19 protein-coding genes are annotated in these 17,599 nt (G+C 61.9%); 8 read left to right on the top strand and 11 right to left on the bottom strand.

Features of this window, described 5'->3' with window-relative positions; genetic code table 11:
- Positions 1-37: 37 nt before the first annotated feature.
- The 4 genes from AC4PS7_RS11915 to AC4PS7_RS11900 all read right to left on the bottom strand — a co-directional run bounded on the left by AC4PS7_RS11915 (position 38) and on the right by AC4PS7_RS11900 (position 4,491).
- Positions 38-868: an ABC transporter substrate-binding protein gene (locus AC4PS7_RS11915; RefSeq protein ID WP_021490763.1), complete on the bottom strand. Its 831-nt coding sequence runs from the start codon at positions 866-868 to the stop codon at positions 38-40.
- A gap of 28 nt (positions 869-896) precedes the next feature.
- On the bottom strand, positions 897-1,769 hold the full coding sequence (locus AC4PS7_RS11910) for a phytanoyl-CoA dioxygenase family protein (RefSeq protein ID WP_021490764.1): 873 nt from the start codon (positions 1,767-1,769) through the stop codon (positions 897-899).
- A 26-nt stretch (positions 1,770-1,795) separates the two neighbouring features.
- The gene (locus tag AC4PS7_RS11905; protein WP_044287572.1) at positions 1,796-3,313 is read right to left on the bottom strand and encodes an amino acid ABC transporter permease/ATP-binding protein; all 1,518 of its coding nucleotides are present in this window, start codon (positions 3,311-3,313) and stop codon (positions 1,796-1,798) included.
- 203 nt (positions 3,314-3,516) lie between these two features.
- Positions 3,517-4,491, bottom strand: a complete 975-nt coding sequence (locus AC4PS7_RS11900) for a LysR family transcriptional regulator (RefSeq protein WP_010208965.1) — start codon at positions 4,489-4,491, stop codon at positions 3,517-3,519.
- A 183-nt stretch (positions 4,492-4,674) separates the two neighbouring features.
- On the opposite strand from AC4PS7_RS11900, the gene AC4PS7_RS11895 reads away from it, so the two are divergent.
- The 3 genes from AC4PS7_RS11895 to AC4PS7_RS11885 are packed head-to-tail and all read left to right on the top strand — an operon-like array spanning position 4,675 to position 6,832.
- On the top strand, positions 4,675-5,097 hold the full coding sequence (locus tag AC4PS7_RS11895) for a RidA family protein (RefSeq protein ID WP_010208964.1): 423 nt from the start codon (positions 4,675-4,677) through the stop codon (positions 5,095-5,097).
- A 17-nt stretch (positions 5,098-5,114) separates the two neighbouring features.
- Positions 5,115-5,561, top strand: a complete 447-nt coding sequence (locus AC4PS7_RS11890; RefSeq protein ID WP_010208963.1) for a type II 3-dehydroquinate dehydratase — start codon at positions 5,115-5,117, stop codon at positions 5,559-5,561.
- Between the two features lie 20 nt (positions 5,562-5,581).
- The gene (locus AC4PS7_RS11885; protein ID WP_010208961.1) at positions 5,582-6,832 is read left to right on the top strand and encodes a flavin-containing monooxygenase; all 1,251 of its coding nucleotides are present in this window, start codon (positions 5,582-5,584) and stop codon (positions 6,830-6,832) included.
- Positions 6,833-6,905: 73 nt separating this feature from the next.
- Here AC4PS7_RS11885 and msrA read toward each other — a convergent pair whose 3' ends face one another.
- Positions 6,906-7,412: a peptide-methionine (S)-S-oxide reductase MsrA gene (msrA, locus tag AC4PS7_RS11880; protein ID WP_010208960.1), complete on the bottom strand. Its 507-nt coding sequence runs from the start codon at positions 7,410-7,412 to the stop codon at positions 6,906-6,908.
- 131 nt (positions 7,413-7,543) lie between these two features.
- On the opposite strand from msrA, the gene AC4PS7_RS11875 reads away from it, so the two are divergent.
- The 3 genes from AC4PS7_RS11875 to AC4PS7_RS11865 are packed head-to-tail and all read left to right on the top strand — an operon-like array spanning position 7,544 to position 10,531.
- A complete protein-coding gene (locus AC4PS7_RS11875; protein WP_010208959.1) occupies positions 7,544-8,584 on the top strand; it encodes an alpha/beta hydrolase family protein in 1,041 nt (346 codons plus the stop codon).
- A 27-nt stretch (positions 8,585-8,611) separates the two neighbouring features.
- Complete coding sequence (locus AC4PS7_RS11870) at positions 8,612-9,130, top strand: DUF2569 domain-containing protein (RefSeq protein ID WP_010208957.1); 519 nt, start codon at positions 8,612-8,614, stop codon at positions 9,128-9,130.
- Positions 9,131-9,136: 6 nt separating this feature from the next.
- Positions 9,137-10,531 carry an aminotransferase-like domain-containing protein gene (locus AC4PS7_RS11865; RefSeq protein WP_010208955.1) on the top strand — a complete coding sequence of 465 codons (1,395 nt, stop codon included), beginning with the start codon at positions 9,137-9,139 and terminating at the stop codon, positions 10,529-10,531.
- On the opposite strand, the gene panB is transcribed toward AC4PS7_RS11865, so the two are convergent.
- Entirely contained in the window at positions 10,519-11,334 is an 816-nt protein-coding gene (gene panB / locus AC4PS7_RS11860; protein ID WP_010208954.1) for a 3-methyl-2-oxobutanoate hydroxymethyltransferase, read from the bottom strand. The two genes, AC4PS7_RS11865 and panB, sit on opposite strands and share 13 nt — an antisense overlap.
- A 138-nt stretch (positions 11,335-11,472) precedes the next feature.
- Between panB and AC4PS7_RS11855 the strand changes: the two genes are divergently transcribed.
- Positions 11,473-11,634: a DUF2986 domain-containing protein gene (locus AC4PS7_RS11855; RefSeq protein WP_010208953.1), complete on the top strand. Its 162-nt coding sequence runs from the start codon at positions 11,473-11,475 to the stop codon at positions 11,632-11,634.
- A gap of 1 nt (position 11,635) precedes the next feature.
- On the opposite strand, the gene AC4PS7_RS11850 is transcribed toward AC4PS7_RS11855, so the two are convergent.
- From AC4PS7_RS11850 to AC4PS7_RS11840, 3 genes are all read right to left on the bottom strand, one after another.
- Positions 11,636-12,847: a YeeE/YedE family protein gene (locus tag AC4PS7_RS11850; RefSeq protein ID WP_492179423.1), complete on the bottom strand. Its 1,212-nt coding sequence runs from the start codon at positions 12,845-12,847 to the stop codon at positions 11,636-11,638.
- A gap of 57 nt (positions 12,848-12,904) precedes the next feature.
- Entirely contained in the window at positions 12,905-13,699 is a 795-nt protein-coding gene (locus AC4PS7_RS11845; RefSeq protein WP_010208951.1) for a DNA/RNA non-specific endonuclease, read from the bottom strand.
- Between the two features lie 94 nt (positions 13,700-13,793).
- Positions 13,794-15,011, bottom strand: coding sequence for an MFS transporter (locus AC4PS7_RS11840; protein WP_029529082.1), 1,218 nt, complete (start codon positions 15,009-15,011; stop codon positions 13,794-13,796).
- 121 nt (positions 15,012-15,132) lie between these two features.
- Between AC4PS7_RS11840 and AC4PS7_RS11835 the strand changes: the two genes are divergently transcribed.
- On the top strand, positions 15,133-15,837 hold the full coding sequence (locus AC4PS7_RS11835) for a TetR/AcrR family transcriptional regulator (RefSeq protein ID WP_010208947.1): 705 nt from the start codon (positions 15,133-15,135) through the stop codon (positions 15,835-15,837).
- Here AC4PS7_RS11835 and AC4PS7_RS11830 read toward each other — a convergent pair.
- Complete coding sequence (locus AC4PS7_RS11830) at positions 15,740-16,663, bottom strand: LysR family transcriptional regulator (RefSeq protein ID WP_010208945.1); 924 nt, start codon at positions 16,661-16,663, stop codon at positions 15,740-15,742. The two genes, AC4PS7_RS11835 and AC4PS7_RS11830, sit on opposite strands and share 98 nt — an antisense overlap.
- A gap of 9 nt (positions 16,664-16,672) precedes the next feature.
- Positions 16,673-17,569, bottom strand: coding sequence for a LysR family transcriptional regulator (locus AC4PS7_RS11825; protein ID WP_010208942.1), 897 nt, complete (start codon positions 17,567-17,569; stop codon positions 16,673-16,675).
- Between the last annotated feature and the right edge of the window lie 30 nt (positions 17,570-17,599).

Below are 17,599 nucleotides of genomic sequence, written 5' to 3'. Positions count from 1 at the left end.
GCGCGGCCGCACGCGAATGCGGCACGCGCTGATAGGTTTACTTCGGCATCAGCGCTGCGATGTCGGCATCGGTCGGTGCCTGGAAGTTGTACTTCTTAAGCAAGGCGGCGTATTCCGGCGTGGCGCGGTATTTTTCCAGGCCGTCGAGCAAGGCCTTCTTCACCGTGTCATTGCCCTTCTTCACACCAAAGCCGTTCAGCACCGGGTAGATCAGCGTGTCGGAGGAAATCACCACGCGGCTGCCGAGCTTGTCGATCACGCCACGGGCCACGGCGGCGTCGGTGATTTGCGCTTCTACCGCGTGGGCCAGCAGGGCCTGGGTGGTCTGCGGGTCGGTGCTGTATTCGCTGATCTGGATCGGCTTCAGTCCCTTGGCCACGCAGTACTCGGTGGACAGCTTGTTCATCTGCGCCAACCACGAGGTGGCGCCCATGGAGCCGATCTTGTGGCCGCAGAACTCTTCCGGGGTCTTGGGCTGGAAGCTGCTGTCCTTGAGGGTGAGGATCGACTCACCGCTCTTGAGGTAAGGGATCATATCGATGACTTTGACCCGTTCCGCCGTGATGTACATCGACGAGTTGGTCACATCGAAACGCCCGGCCTGCAGGCCGGTGATCAGGTTGGGGAAACGCGTGTCGAGGGTTTCGACCTTGCGGCCCATGACCTTGCCCAAGCCGTCCATGAACTCGATGTCAAAACCTGCGGGCTTGTTGTTATCCATGTACTCATAAGGGAAGAACGTCACGTCGGAGCCGGCGATGATCTTGCCGTCCTGCTGGAACGCCGAAGCTGCCAACGAAGTCATCGCAACCGCGGCGCCCAGCAGGCACACGGCAAGGGGACGAATACTTTTACGAAACGCTGTCATGGTGATTACCTGCAAGGTTTTTGGGAGGTTAGGCAGTGGCGGAATCTTGGCCGGCCTGTTGCACGAAGAACGAGGCGCCACGGGGCTTCTGCGGCAAGCGCATGTGGTTGTCCGTGGAACGCACCAAGCCGCTTTCTTCACCGGCCACCAACAGGCCGGCGTGTGCACTGGGCAATGGGTTTTCGCCGAATGGCAACGCGTCTTCAGCGGCGTACACGCTGATGAAGAGGGTCCGCGGCAGTTCGGTCTCGTTAGGGCTGGAGGCATGCAGCAGACGGGTGTGCATGAAGCACACGGAGCCAGCGGGGCCGTAGCAGGCCACCGGGTGCTGGCAGTGCGCGTCAACGACGGCGTCGTCCACGGAACCGGTGAAACGCTGGTGCTGCCAGTGCGACCAGAGCGGGCCCTTGTGGCTGCCGGGGATCACGTTCAGCGGTCCGTTTTCAGGGGTCACTTCGCTGACCATCAGCAAGGCGGTGACGATGTCGTCGTTGCTGTGGGGCGTGAACAGGAAGTCCTGGTGCCACTTCACCTGAGTCGCAGTGTGGGGCAGTTTCGAGTTGATCTTGCTGTGGTGAAAGCGTGCGCCATTGGCGCCGATCAGCTGCGCGGAAATCGCCGCCATGCGCGAGTGCAACGCCACGCGCTCATAGGCCGCCGAGATCTCGGTGGGCGAACTGACCCGGCGCAGCGACGGGTGATCGGCGCGGTGGTCGCCCTCCAGGTCAAAGCGCTCGCGGCCATCCACGGTGGCGCCCCAGCCCTGCGAGTGGCCGCGGCTTTCTTCGACCCATTGGTCGAAGTCGTGTTGCAGCTCAGCCACTTCCGCCGATGACAGCACGCCTTCGACCACCAAGAAACCGTCACGCTGGAATTGTTCGATTTGCGCTTGCTCGATCATGTTGTGTGTCCTGAACGTTGAGGGGGTCACGCCAACGAGACGTCCTTGAGGAACGCCTCCACGCGTGGGTTGTGTCCGCTGCGCAGGGCGCCCGGCGTGTCGTCGCAGACCACGCGGCCCTTCTCCATGAATACGATGCGGTCGGATACCTTGAAGGCGAAGTTCATCTCGTGGGTGACGATCACCATGGTGATGCCCTCCTCGGCCAGGGCTTCGATGACTTGCAGCACTTCGTTGACCTTCTCCGGGTCGAGCGCCGAGGTGGGCTCGTCGAACAGCATGATCTGCGGGCGCATCATCAAGGCACGGGCAATGGCCACGCGTTGCTGCTGGCCGCCGGACAGCTGGTGCGGGTACTTCCAGGCGTGGTCGAGCATGCCGACCTTGTGCAGCAGTGCGTAGGCCTGCTGCTTGAGTTCGACGGTCGCGCCCAGGCGATGGTATTTCGGCGCCATCAGCAGGTTGTCGAGCACGGTCAGATGCGGGAACAGGTTGAAGCTCTGGAACACCATGCCGATGTTCAGGCGATGCTCGGCGTGCTCGATGTACTGGGGTTTCTGCGCGCCGACTTTATTCAAGTGAATGAACGGCTGGCCGTTGATCCTGATTTCGCCGTTGTCCAGTTGTTCAAGGCCATTGAGCAGGCGGATCAACGTAGTCTTGCCGGAGCCGGACGGGCCGATCACCGACACCACTTCACCGGGCTGTATTTGCAGGTTGACCGAGCCCAGCACCTCGATATCGTTGTAGGCCTTGTGCAACCGCGCAGCTTGCAACGCGGGCTCGCCGTGGGTGACCGGACGCGCCAAGGCTGTGCGCTGCTGGCTGGCCAGGGCCAGCACCGCCGCATCGGGAACACGGGAGACGTTGCGCTCGTTGACGTCGAGAAAGCGCTCCAGGCGTTTGAGCAGGAAGTCGAACACCGTGACGATAAACACGTAGAAGAACGCCACCGCCGCCATGGTCTCGATCACCAGGAAGTTCTGCGAATACAGGCGCTGGCCGACCATCAGGATTTCAGTCAGGGAAATCACCGACACCAGGGAGGTGAGCTTGACGATGGAAATGTATTCGTTGGCCAGCGATGGCAAGGCCACCCGCAGTGCCTGGGGAATCACCACGCGCCATTGGGTGCCGAAAAACTTCAGGCCCAGCGCCCGCGCTGCTTCGGCCTGCCCTTTGGGAATCGACAGCAGTCCACCGCGATGGATCTCAGCCACGTAGGCGGTTTCGCAGATCACCAGCGCCAGCAGGCCGGACCAGAAAGGGTCGGCCAGGATCGCCGAGGTGCCGGGCAACGCTTGCGGCAGGTTGTAGATAAAAATCAACAACACCAGCAGCGGCAGGCTGCGGAACAGCCAGATATAGCCACGGGCCGGCACACTGAGCAGGCCATGCCTGGACTGCTTGGCCAGCGCCAGCAGAAAGCCCAGGCCAATGCTCAAGACCCAGGTCAGGGTACTGAGCTTGATCACCGTCCACGTCGCACGCCAGAACTCGGCATCGCCCAGCAAACCAAACATGTAATTCCAGTCGAATGTCATCGTCGCTGTGCCCTGAGAAATTGATCTACATCGATGGGTTCAGAGTCGTGGGGGGAGGCACTTGGGGTCAATTCGTAAAAGCCGGGGCACTGGGTAGGCAGAACCTATGCAGCGACATTACAGTGATAAGCCGGCTTGCCCCGCGCCAGCGCGGGGCAAGCCCGCTCACCACCAGGTGATAGGTGCCCCTTTGTGGAGCATCCTCAATTCACACCGGTCAGCGTCCGCACCGCATGGGGGTCGAAAAAGCTCGGCGGCGCCATGCCGGGGATGTACTGGTCGGACACGAACATGCGGCAACGCTCGGCAAACGCCGACACCACGCGCGACAGCTGAGTGTTGCTGGCCGTGGCGTAGCCCAGGCGCATCGGCCGGTGTGCGCCGGCCAGTCGCAGGCGGATCACGCGCTTGCCGTCCTGGGACAGGTTCGATTTGGGTCGCGCATTCGCAAAGGAATAGCCGATGCCATTGCCCACCATGGCACGCACCGTTTCGAGGTTGGTGGAGCGCATGATGATGTTCGGCGTAGTGCCGGCCTGGATGAACAGGCTGAGGAAATAGTCGCGGCTCCACGGAGTGTCGAGCAGCACCACCGGGTAAGCCTCAAGGTCTTGCATGCTGACGGCCGGTGAATTCGCCAGCGGGTGATACTCGCCGACCATCACGTACGGCGGCAGCTGCGCCAGGGGTTGAAAGTCGATGTCCGCACTGGTCACCAAGTCGTAGGTCAGGGCGATATCCAGCTCACCGCTGCGCAGCTTTTCCAGCAGTTCTTCATGGTTACCCTCAGCTTGCGTCAGCCGCACGCCTGGAAACGCCCGGCCGAAACCAAACACCAGTTCCGGCGTGATCATCGGCGCCAGCGACTCCAGGCAGCCGACTCGCAACGGCCCACGCACGGTGTTCAAGGACTCTGAAGCGATGGTGTAAAGGTTGGTCATCTGCTCCAGGATCAGCTTGGCTTCCTGCATCACCAGGCGCCCCACCGCCGTGAGGGAAATGCCCTGGGCGTGGTGGCGGATAAACAGTTGAATGCCCAGCTCGGCCTCCATATGGGTGATCGCCGCCGAGATCGATGGCGACGACACGTGGATGCGTTCAGCGGCCGCACTGATGCTGCCCGCCTCTCCCGACGCGACGAAATACTCCAGTTGACGCTGAGTAATACGACTGAGCATCACGCCTGCCCTCTCAACAATGACTGTAGGGGAAGCGTTGCAGGGTTCGTGCCGGGTCACGCGCCAGGCGATGAGTTGCAGGGGCTTCGGTTTTTCCTAAGCACTACCCCGCGCAAATGCTGGTTTCGCCGGAGTCAGGGCGGTGTGAAGCTGGCGTCATCCCGTTTCCCACGAGTTGCCGTTATGCCGACCCACACTCGCATCCGCATGTTCAACACCCGACAGACCTACCCTAACCAGGCGCTGGACAACGACCTGTGCCAGGCCGTGCGTGCCGGCAACACCATCTATGTGCGCGGCCAGATCGGTACCGACTTCGACGGTAACCTCGTCGGCCTCGGCGATCCACGCGCCCAGGCCGAGCAAGCGATGAAGAACGTCAAGCAACTGCTGGAAGAGGCGGGTTCTGATCTGTCGCACATCGTGAAGACCACCACCTACCTGATCGACCCACGCTACCGCGAGCCGGTGTACCAGGAAGTCGGCAAGTGGCTCAAAGGCGTATTCCCGATCTCGACCGGGCTGGTGATCTCGGGCCTGGGCCAGCCGGAGTGGTTGATGGAAATCGACGTGATCGCGGTTGTGCCGGATGACTGGCAGCCCTGAATAACCTGGAGTACGCCATGACCCACCCTGTGTTTTTCCTCAACGGGCCCAACGCCAATCTCTATGGCCTGGACAAAGCCGGCACCTACGGCAGCGAAAGCTTTGCCAGCATCCAAGCCCGCTGCCAAGACCTCGCCGCGACCCTGGGCCTGACCCTGGATTTTCGTCAGAGCAACCATGAAGGCGTGCTGGTGGACTGGATTCAAGAGGCACGATTGAACGCCGACGCCATCGTGATCAACGCCGCTGGGCTCAGCTACAGCTCGGTGCCGATCCTTGATGCGCTGCTGGCCTTCGACGGTCCGATCATCGAAACGCACATGAGCAATATCTGGAAGCGCGAACGCTTTCGGCACCACTCCTACGTGTCCAAAGCCGCCACCGGTGTGATCGCCGGGCTGGGGGCGCTGGGTTACCAACTGGCACTCACGGCCGTGGCCGAATTGCTGGACCAAACCGCCTAATGACTGTGCAGGAACCGCCTATGTCCGTCGAAAAAATCAACACTCTGGTCGTCGGCGCAGGCCAGGCCGGCGTCGCCATGAGCGAACACCTATCGCTGATGGGCGTGCCGCATATCGTGCTGGAACGCCACCGCATCGCCGAACGCTGGCGTTCGGAGCGATGGGACTCCCTGGTCGCTAACGGGCCGGCCTGGCATGACCGGTTTCCCGGCCTCACATTCGAAGGCATTTCGCCGGAAGCCTTCCCCCCCAAAGAGCGTATGGCCGACTACTTCGAAGCCTACGTGGACAAATTGCAGGCCCCCGTGCGCACCGGCGTCGAGGTGCAGCAGGTAGAGCGTCATGTGGGACGACCCGGCTTCAAAGTGACCACATCGGCCGGCGTGATCGAAGCCGCCAATGTGGTCGCCGCCACCGGCCCGTTCCAGCGCCCGTCCATCCCGAACATCGTCCCGACCAACGCACCGCTGCATCAACTGCACTCTTGCACCTACAAGAACCCCGGCCAACTCCCCGAAGGCGCAGTACTGGTCGTCGGCGCCGGCGCCTCCGGCTCGCAAATCGCCGAAGAACTGCAAAAGGCCGGCAAGACCGTGTACCTCTCGGTGGGCGAACACTACCGCCCTCCCCGCGCCTATCGCGGTCGCGATTACTGCTGGTGGCTGGGTGCGTTGGGCCTGTGGGATGAAGTCAAAATCCAGCCGAAGAAGAAGCACGTCGCCTTTGCGGTCAGCGGTTACGAAGGCGGTAAGACGGTCGACTTCCGCCGCCTGGCGCACCAAGGGATTCATCTGGTGGGCGTCACCGAGGATTGGAAAGACGGCGTCATGACCTTCCAACCCGGCTTGGCCGAGAACGTGGCTCAAGGGGATCGCGCCTACTTTGATGTGCTGCGCGATGCAGATGCCTATATCGAGGCGAACGGGTTGCCGTTTCCCCCGGAACCGCAGGCCTGGGAGTTGTTGCCAGATCCTGAGTGTTTGGTGAATCCGATGTTGAGCCTGGACCTGGCAGAAGCGGGCGTGACCACGATCCTCTGGGCCACTGGCTTCACGTTCGATTTCAGCTGGTTGAAGGTCGATGCATTCGATGAGAAAGGCGAGCCGTTCCACAAGCGCGGGATCTCCGCGCAGAGCGGGATTTACTTCCTGGGCCTGCCGAATTTGGTGAACCGCGCATCGTCGTTTATCTATGGGGTTTGGCACGATGCGAAATACCTGGCGGACCATATCGTGTTGCAGAACGAGTACATGGCGTACGACAAGTCCTGACCCCTGACGACGGCTCGGTTTTTTTGCGATCTATCGGTGTTGTGTCAACACAAGCCCGTGTGCCCCTGCCCTTTCAGCCGCGCTTCGACAACGTCCAGTTCGGCCGGATAAAGTGGCAGGTATACCCGTTGGGAATCCGCTCCAGATAATCCTGGTGCTCCGGCTCTGCCTCCCAAAACGGCCCCGCCGGCGCAATCTCCGTTACCACCCGCCCCGGCCACAATGTCGAGGCATCCACATCCGCCACCGTATCCTCGGCCACATCCCGTTGCTGCTCGCTCAGGTAATAAATTGCCGAACGATAGCTCGGCCCAAGATCATTGCCCTGCCGGTTGGGTGTGCTCGGGTCATGGATCTGGAAAAAGAACTCCAGAATCTGCCGGTAGCTGATCACCGCCGGGTCAAACACGATCTCGATCGCTTCCGCATGGTTGCCATGGTTGCGATAGGTGGCATTCGGCACATCGCCGCCGGTGTAGCCGACGCGGGTGTGCAGCACGCCGGGGTAGCGGCGCAACAGGTCTTGCATCCCCCAGAAGCAGCCGCCGGCGAGGATCGCGGTTTCGGTTGAGTGGGTCATGGTGTGTTCTTCCGCGCAATGGATACACGCTAGTTATGGGGCTGTGTTGGCAAATACCAAGGGTAAGGGGGGTACCCAGACGATTGGTTTCGGGTAATGATGCGCCACCAGAATCAAGGACGATAACAACAATGAAAACCGCGTTGCGCACGCTGCTGCTGCTCTGCCTGGCCACTCCCGCCCTCGCGGCCGAGAGCACCGTCGGCTTCAGGACCGCCATCCTGCCCGACGCGCAGAGCAGCCGCCCGTTGGAGATGGTCGTCTGGTATCCCGCGGCAACCACCGCCAAACCCGTGCTGATCGCCGACAACGCCGTCTTCATCGGCGCCCTCGCTGTGCCCGATGCACCGCCGGCTGCCGGTGAACACCCGCTGATCGTGCTCTCCCACGGCTACGGCGGCAATTGGGGCAAACAGGTGTGGCTGGCCAGTGCCTTGGCGCACAACGGATACATGGTGGCGGCGGTGAATCACCCCGGCACCACCACCAAAGATCGCAACCCGCAGACCGCCGCTCAGTTATGGAAACGCCCGGCTGACCTGAGCCGCGCCATCGATGCGGTCCTGGCCCAGCCCAAGCCATTTGGCGCGGTGGCGGAACACCGGATTGCCGTAGTAGGCCACTCCCTCGGCGGCTGGACCGCGTTGGAGATTGCCGGCGCACGCTTCGATCCCGACCTGTTCACGAAGGAATGCAACGCACACCCGAAGCTCGGCGGCTGCATTGGCTACCACGAGATGAACCCCGCCGGCACAGCCGAAGGCAAAGCCCAGTTGGCCGCGGACTTGAGCGACAAACGCGTCACCGCCATTGTGTCTTTGGACCTGGGCCTCGCGCGCGGCTTCACCGACGCCAGCCTGGCCGCACTTCCCGTACTGGCGCTGGTGATTGCGGGCGGCGTGCCAACGGAGGATATGGACCCGAACCTGGAGTCCGCCGCCTTGGTCAAGCGCCTGCCAAAAGCCTCGACCCAATACGTGGAGATCGGCGATGCCACTCACTTCACGTTCATGTCGATCTGCAAGCCGGGCGGGATGGAGTTGATTGAAGAAAGTTCACCTGGGGACGGCATGATTTGCCGGGATGGTGAAGGGGCTCGGCCCAGGGCAGAAATCCAACAACAGGTGGTAGGCCTGATCACTGCGTTCCTGCAGCAATCGTTCAACCATTGATCAACTGAGTCACCCATGGAGAGCAACATGCAAGAAAGCGAAGCGTTGAGAGGGTTACGAGGCTGGCTCGTGCTCATTGTAATAGGCCTGGTCATCTCGATTTCCCGCACGGCCTATAGCCTTCTCGCGGTGCATTACCCTCTTTTTGCAGATGGCACTTTTACCGTGCTGTCTACGCCTGGGACGACGCTGTACAACCCGTTGTGGGCGCCGATTTTGGTGTCGGAAGCGCTGATTAATGGGTTGTTTGTCGCCACCTACGCCTACCTCATTTACCTTTTCATCTCCGAGCACTATCTATTCCCCAAGGTTTATATCGCGACGGTGATTGCGTCGGCGGTGTTCATTCCCCTCGATGCCTGGGTGTGCTCACTGGTGTTCGTAGATGAACCCATTTTCGACTCCAACACGACAAAAGAGCTGGCACGGACATTGATTACCTTGTTCATCTGGGTGCCTTACATGCTGGTATCCAAACGGGTAAAGGCAACGTTTGTCATGCATAAGCCGCAGAGAGCGGACGCGCACACGGCCGTTATCTCTTGAGCGTGCATGGCTAACCCCAAGGACACCGCCTTCGCCTATCAATCGGTGTATCGCTACCTCGTCGAGTTGATCGAGGCCAGCTCAGCGCAAGGCGAGCAAAAACTACCGTCCCTGCGCCAATTGGCGCAGCGCCTCGGCGTGTCGGTGTCGACCACCAAATACGCCTATTCGTTGCTGGAGGATGAGGGACGGGTCTACGCCCGGCCCAAGCTCGGTTATTTCACGCGGTTGATACCCGCGCCTTTATCGACTGAACGCTCATCCAACCTGCTCGACCAGGTCTTCGCCAACTCCCGCCAACCGGGCATGCTAGCCCTGAGCGCCGACGTCCCGGCCATCCTGCTATCGCTGGAAAACCCGCTGCTGATGATCGAGCGCGAACTGGCCCGCCACTACCCGCGTGCCCTTACACCGCAGTACCTGCCCTACGGCGAGCCCGAGCTGCGCGCAGCGTTGGCCGAGCGCTACACCTGTTCCACGGACCACTATTGGCAGGCCGGTCAGGTGTACATCGGCGCGGACCTGCACAGCGTGCTGGAGCTGTCGCTTAACGCCCTGGACCTGGCCGGCACCGTGGCGTTGGTGGAATCACCGTGTTCGTGGGCGATCCTGCGCCAGTTGCAGGCGGCGAACATCCGTGTGATCGAACTGCACCTGGACGCCGACGGCCGCTTCGACCTGCACGCCCTGAATGAACGGCTCGAACATGAGCCCATCCGCCTGGCGGTACTGTCATCCACCGTGAACATTCCCCACGGCAGCCGCATGCCGAGCGAAGATAAACAGCAGATCTGCCGGTGGCTGGCGGAACGGGACATCTGGTTGTTCGAAAACGACACCTACGGCGACTTGTATTTCGCGACCCAACCGGCGCGCTACCGCGACTTTGCCGACCCACAGAGGCTGCTGGTGTTCTCGACCTTCGATAAGGTGATCGGCTCGGAGGCACCCTACGGTTATGTGTTGTGCCGTGGGTGTGGGCCGCAGTTGCAGCGTATGTTCCTGGAGCGGGCGTTTCGCCTCTCACCGATCCGTCAGAAAGCGATCGCCAAGCTGTTCACTTCCAAGCGCATCGACGCGCACCTGCACAAGCTGCGGGCCTTGTTGCACGACTGCATGATCCGCATGAAAAACCTGCTGGACCAATACGCCAGGGGTGCCTTTGAGGTCATGACTCCACAAGGCGGGGCGTGCTTCTGGCTTGCGGCGATGTGCCCGGTCGACATGCGCCGGGTGTTCGAACACCTGCTGGTCGAGCGCATCGTCATCGCCCCCGGTGAACTGTTCAGCCAGCAAGGCAGCTGGAAACAGCACCTGCGCCTGAGCTTCACCCTCGATTGGAGCAAGGATATTGCCCAGGCCGTGGAGCAGTTGTCGCAGGCGATTCGTCAGAGTCCGTAGCAGTGCCGCGCCTCTGGGAACCGGCCGTGACGTACCTCTTCGGCAAACCGCTCGCAGGCGTCGCGGATCACCGCCCCCACATCCGCATACTGTTTGACGAAGCGCGGCAGGTGTTCACCGCCCAGGCCCAGCACATCTTCAGTGACCAGCACCTGGCCGTCGCAGGCCGGTGAAGCACCGATGCCGATGGTCGGCATTTTCGAGTCGAGGGTAATCTGACGCGCCACACCTTCAGCCACCCCTTCAAGCAACAGGCTGAAGGCACCCGCCTGCAGATTGGCGCGCGCGTCTTCGGCAATCCGCGCGCCGGCCTCAGCGGTGAGGCCCTGGGCCTTGAAGCCGCCCATCACATTGACGAATTGCGGCATCAGCCCCACATGAGCCATTACCGGAATACCCCGCGCCACCAAGAATTCGACGGTGCCGGCCAAGGCCTGGTTGGCCTCCAGCTTGACGGCATCGCAGCCGGTGCGCGCCAGTACCTGGGCGCAATTGCGAAAGGCCTGCTCATTGGATTCCTGATAACTGCCAAACGGCATGTCGGCAATGACACACGCCAGCCGGGTGCTATCGACCACAGCGCGGGTGTGGCCGATGATTTCTTCAAGCTGCATGCTCAAGGTCGAGGGCCGGCCATAGCCGACCATCGCCGTGGAATCACCGACCAGGATGAAATCGACCACGGGGTCGATCAACTTGGCGATGGCACTGGAGTAGGCCGTCAGGGAGACGATCTTCTGCTGGCCTTTCATGGCGACCAGTTGCGGGACTGTCAGACGTTTGGTGCGGGTGTGGATGCTCATCCGTGTCTTCCGTTATGCGCTGGAGCACCCGATTATTGGCGAAAGGCCAGGCGATTCAATGCACAGATCGGCGCTAAAAAGCGACCCAGTGAACGAAACTGGTATCATCCCGGCCCTGTACAACCCGGGTAGAACGACATGAACCGCCAGAAAAAACTCCAGCAGCTCTTCAAGGAAAAAGCCAAGAAGGCCAACGCCAAATTGGCGCCGAAGAAAAAGGACAAGTACATCAGCAAAGCGGACCGGGAAAAGCTGGCGGCTGAAGCGGCTCAGGCGCCAGACAACGCCCCGGAAAACTGATTCAGCAACCGCTCAACGCCACCTGCGGTCGCTCACCCGCAAAGAACAACGGCCGCAGCCGCACGCCCACGCTGTTGCCGATAAACGCCGCCACCAACCATACCCAGCCATGCAGGCTGCCCGAGGCGATGCCGCTGAAATACGCGCCGATGTTGCAGCCGTAGGCCAGGCGCGAGCCGTAACCGAGCAGCAGGCCGCCGATCACCGCCGCCACCAGAGAGCGCGTTGGAATCTTCAGGCTGGGGGCGAAACGCCCGGCCAGGCCGGCGGCCAACAGGGCACCGAGGACGATGCCGATGTCCATTACGCTAGTGATATCTTCCCACACCGGCGCAGCAAGCGCCTTGGCGTTGCCCGGCATCTGCCAGAACGCCCAACTGGCCACGTCCACCCCCAGGCCGCTGGCGACTTTGGCCCCCCACAAGGCAAACGCCGAGGTAATGCCCCAAGGCCGACCTGCCAGTGCCAGGGTGGCGTAGTTGAGCAAGGCCAGGCCGATTGCGCCCCACACCAACGGCCACGGGCCGCGCAGGAAGCGGTGCAGGCCTTGATGCTCACTTTTAACGCCCTCCTCCAATTGACCATGACGGCCCTTCTCCAGGCGCACGGTCACCAGCGCAATGATCGCGAACACCGCCAGGCTCAAGCCCATAGCCGGCACTACGCCGAAGCTCTTGACGATGGACACCGCCGGGAATGACGGCAGCGCAAACCACCAGTCCACGTGGTGCGTGGCGATCAGCGAACCACAGATAAAGAAGAACAACGTCACCAGCATGCGCGCATTGCCGCCGCCCACGGTGAACAGCGTGCCCGACGCACACCCGCCGCCCAACTGCATGCCGATGCCGAAGATGAACGCCCCGAATACCACCGAAAGCCCGGCCGGCGCCACCAGTCCGACCACCGGCTGCCCGAACAAACTGCCGGCCCCCAACGCCGGGAAGAACAACAGCACCGCGATCGCCAGCATCACCATCTGCGCACGCAAACCGGAGCCACGGCGATCATTGATGAACACGCGCCAGGCCGAGGTGAACCCGAAGGCGGCGTGGTAGAGCGTCAAGCCCAGTGCCGCGCCGACCACCAGCAACAGCACCTGGCGTGAGCCGACGCTGTTTTGCAGGAACAGGGCGCCCAGCACCAGGATGATAAAGGCCACCAACGGCGCGAGGGGCCTGCGCGCGGGGGTGAGAGGGAGAGAGGTGCTCATGGGGTATCCCGGTCGTGTCAATGGAGTTGAATGTCAGGGGGCGAGTATAAACCCTTATCAGCCCCGCCCCACCGACCCCGACACCGGAAGATCCCCCAACAACCTGAGCCCGGTGCTCTTCACAAACGTCTCATAGTCCATTGGCTTTTGAATGCGTGTTTCCGCATTGGGCAGCACATACGCCCAGGCGCGTTTGCTTGAGGCGTCGTACACCAGCTTGAACAGGCGCGTCGGCACCCAGACCTTGTTGGCGCCGATGGTGCCGTAGCCAGGGTCGAACAGCGGGCCGGTGAACACGTACACATCGCCGCCGGCGCGCACGGCAAACTTGCGTACGTCGGCCTCGACCTTGCTCCAGATTTTGCGGTTGTTGGTGGGGTCCTGGGGCACCATGTTCGACAGCGCAAATGACTGCGCCATGGCGTTGGCGTTCGGCGCATCGGCGGCTGGGGATTGGTGGCCACGGTCCACGGCCGGATGCTGAGCGCGGTAGTCACTCAACTCCGCACGACCGCTTTTGGGAATACGTGGGTCGGCGTAAAACTGGTTGGTGCGCTCCTCGCCCTTGGCGTCTTTGAGAAGTGCGGCATTCAGGCGCTCGACCACCACCAGAGGGGTCTTGCTGGTTTGCGAATAGAGCACTGCGAAATGGTCGGAGCACAGGGCCAGGGGTTTCATCGCGGCCGGGACGGTGGCGGTCTTGATCGGGGTGGCGGGGAACAGATCGGCGCAGCTGTCGAAGGTGAGCTGTTTTTCCTGTTTGGAATAGAGGTCCGGCAGGCTTCGGGCGTTGGCCCCGGAAGAAAGCAAAACAAGGGCGGTCAGCCCAACGGCAATTTTGCGTAGGTACATGCATTAAATCTTCGAAAGGGAGTGAAGCGACAGGCTCCGTCGAGCGGAGCCAAGTGGATGATATTGCGAGGGTTATTGACTGGCGAATGTCGGATTAGTGCCCGACCGCTGTGGGTTTTCCCGCATCCCGCGCGCCCGGCTTGAAACCATGGGCGCTGGCCCCCCAGGCAATCGCCAGCGATACGCCGATCAGCACCAGCATCGCCCACGGAAACGACGCCACGCCCCAGGTGTCCAGCAATACCCCGCCGACCACACCGCTGCCGGCGATCGCGCTGTTCCACGCCACCACATTCAGCGACAGCGCAACGTCAGCGCCATCTCCCGCCGCATCAGCCAGGGCGGTTTGCAGCAATGTCGCGGCGCCCCCGAAACTCAGGCCCCACACCGCTACGCCGAAGTAGATCACCACGGGTACATTCCCGAGCAAGCCGAACACCGCGCTCATCGCGGCAAAGGCCACCAGGCTGACCAGCACGGTCCGGCGCAGCAGCGGCTCGACCCATTTGGCCGTGAGCCAGATTCCCGCCAGCGCGGCCACCCCGAACACCAACAACACCAGGTCAACCCGATCCGCCAAGCCAGCCGGCGCCACGAACGGTGCGATGTAGGTGTACAGAATGTTGTGCGCCAGCATCCAGCTGATTACCACCGCCAACACCGGCCGTACGCCCGGAGTGGTCAACACCTTGCCCAGGGACAAACGTTGATGCGTAGGTTGAGGCGCATAGTCCGGGACTTTCACCAACACCCACACAATCAGCACCAGGCTCACCGCCGACATCAGGCCAAAGGTTGTGCGCCAGCCGACCAACCCACCCAGCCATGTGCCCAACGGCACACCCAACGACAGCGCGATCGGCGTACCAACCATCGCCAATGCCAGCGCCCTGCCCTGTTGATGCGGCGCCACCATGCGCCGGGCGTAACCGGCCAACAGGCTCCAGGCCAACCCCGCCGCCACACCGGCAAAGAAGCGCGCCACCAGCGTCACGCCGTAATGAGACGACCATGCGGTGATGGAGTTGAACAGCAAAAAACCGACGATGGTCAGCAACAACACATTGCGCCGCCGCCAGCCACGGGTGGCGATGGTCATGGGGATCACCGCCAGCACCGAGCCCAAGGCATAGGCGGTGACCATTTGCCCGGCCATGGAGGGCGAAATCGCCAGGCCTTCGCTGATCAACGGCAACAAGCCCGCCGGCAGGGTTTCGGTGACGATGCAAATGAAGCCGGTCATGGCCAGGGCAAGCAATGCGCCGATGGGTAGGCGGTCGGATGACGCCGATAACGTAAGTGAAGGTGTCACAGAACACTCCTTGAGCGAGACTTAGATACTGATCGATACAAATGTTGCAACTGAGCGCATCGCGTTGTCAACGACTTATGTATCGACTAGTATCTATATCGCTAGCCACCGGAGACTTGACATGGCACAGATGGGCCGCCCCCGTACCTTCGACCGCGAACGCGCTGTGGACCAGGCCTTGCACCTGTTCTGGCAACACGGCTACGACGCCACCTCGCTCGCCCAGCTCAAGGCCGGCTTGGGTGGCGGCATCTCCGCACCGAGTTTTTACGCGGCGTTCGGCTCCAAAGAGGCGCTGTTCGACGAATGCGTGCAGCGTTACCTGGCGACCTACGCCAAGGTCACCAAATGCTTGTGGGACGAAAGCCTGCCGCCGCGCCAGGCGGTTGAAACGGCGCTGCGCCAGTCGGCGCGCATGCAGTGTGAAGACGGGCATCCCAAGGGGTGCATGGTGGCGTTGGGGGTGATGAGCGCGCCGAGCCCGGATAACGCGCGGGTGGCAGATGGGTTGACGCAGTCGCGGCTGCGCACCCGCGCGGGGATTGTGGCGTGCGTAGAGCGGGCAATGCGCCTGGGGCAGTTGCCACAGACCGTCAACCCGGCCGTGATGGCAACGGTGTTTGACAGCTTCCTGCAGGGCATTTCGATTCTGGCGCGGGACACTGTGCCCCATGCCACTATCGACGCGGCCATCAGCCAACTGCTGCTGACCTGGGATATCGCCGCCTCTACTGCGCCGCCCATTCGTCCCGACACTGCATCAGGAAATCCACAAACGCCCGCACCCGATGCGGCACATATCGCCCATGGGGATACAACAAGGTAAACGGCCGCGAGCGCCCACCAAACGGCTGCAACACCTCCACCAGGCTACCGTTGGCCAGCGCCTGCTCGACGATGAACTTGTAGGTCTGAAACAGCCCCGCGCCATGCATGGCCAGGGTCACACCCCCCAGCACATCGTCGGAGCAGCTGTACCCCGCCTCCCCCGCATACTCCTGCGCCTTACCGTCTACCTGGAACAGCCATGAGATCCGACGACCATTGCTCGGCAGTTCGTACTGGATGCATTCATGGGCGGATAAATCCTCCAGCGTCTGTGGGATGCCAGCGCGCTTAAGGTAGGACGGAGATGCGACCACCACCAGCTCGCCGTCCTCCAGCAGGCGGGCAATCAGCGACGAGTCCGGCTGGGCGCGCACGCGGATGGCCAGGTCATAACCTTCGGCGACGAAGTCGATATTGCGGTTGCTGATGTGGATATCCACCGTGACTTGCGGGTACAGCGCACGAAACCTCGGCAATAGCGGCAGCAAGCGGTGATGGGCGTAGGTGGTGGGAATGCTGATGCGCAGCAGGCCAGACGGCACGGCCTGCGCGCCCATCACTTCCTGCTGAGCTTCCACCAACTGGGTCAGGGCCTGGCGGCATTGCTCGAAGAAGGTCCGACCGCTGTCGGTCAGTCGGATGCTGCGGGTGGTGCGCACAAACAACCGTGAACCCAAGCGTTCTTCCAGGCGCGAGACACTGCGGCTGACCGCTGCGGGGGTCACACCGGCAACCTGCGCGGCAGCGGTGAAGCTGCTGGCTTCGGCAGCGAGGCAAAAGAGTTCGATACTGCCGAGCTGCAAATCTTCGAAATGGCGTTTCATGATCGCTCCCTAGAACAACAGCCGCGAGAAATTGCAGCACGCTTGTGCCAGTTGCGCCACCTCTTGATTCAACCCGTATTGCCGGTCCATCCGGTGCAACGCCACATACTGGATATCCGGCAGCGCCGGCTCTGTGACCAACGCGCGCAAGGTGCCTTGCTCGATCAGATGGGACAGGCATGCCAAGGGCAGGTAGCTCACGCCGATCCCCGACAGCGCCAACCCGGCTTGCACCAGCAGGTTGTGGCTGGTGAGGGTACGGGGCAGTTGCACGTTGTTTGCCGCCAGCCAGCGCTCGTAGATCATCCCGGTTCCCGACTGTGCGCCCTGGGTAAGCACGGTGTAGCTGGCCAAGGTCTCGAGGCTGATGGGGTCGACGTCCGGGATCAGGCCAGGGGAGCACATCCAGGCGTTTTTCACGCATTGCAGGGGGGTGCTGTGGAAGCGCGGATCGCTGTAGACGTCGGGCACGATCACCAGGTCCAACTGGTCGCTTTCCAGTTTGCGAAACAGCTCGCTGCTGAGTTCCACCGACGGCTCGATCTGCACCTTGGGGTAGGTCTGGCGCAGCGCCTCCACCAACGCCGGCAGCCAGGTCAGTGCAGTGAGTTCAGTGACGCCCAGGCGAAACCGGCGCACCAGCACTTCACGGGCGCTGACCCGCTCCAGTAACTGGTCGCGACTGTTGAGCAGGTCGCGGGCGTAGTCCAGCAACTCGCCGCCCTTTTCCGTCAACCGTGCGTTGCGCTTGCTGCGGTCGAAAATCTCCACATCGAAGGTTTCTTCCAGCTCCTGGATGCGCTTGGAGATCGCTGACTGCGACATGTTCAGCTTGTTGGCCGCCGCTTCAAAACTGCCCAGTTCAGCGATCCAGTAAAGCGCGTCGATTTGCTTGAAGGTGATCATGGCGAGGCTATCATGAAAAAAATCGATGCT

The sequence above is a fragment of the Pseudomonas sp. DW-iso3 genome (assembly GCF_058725305.1).
The sequence above is the reverse complement of the archived record's forward strand: the minus strand, read 5'-3'. Positions and strand labels throughout refer to the sequence as shown.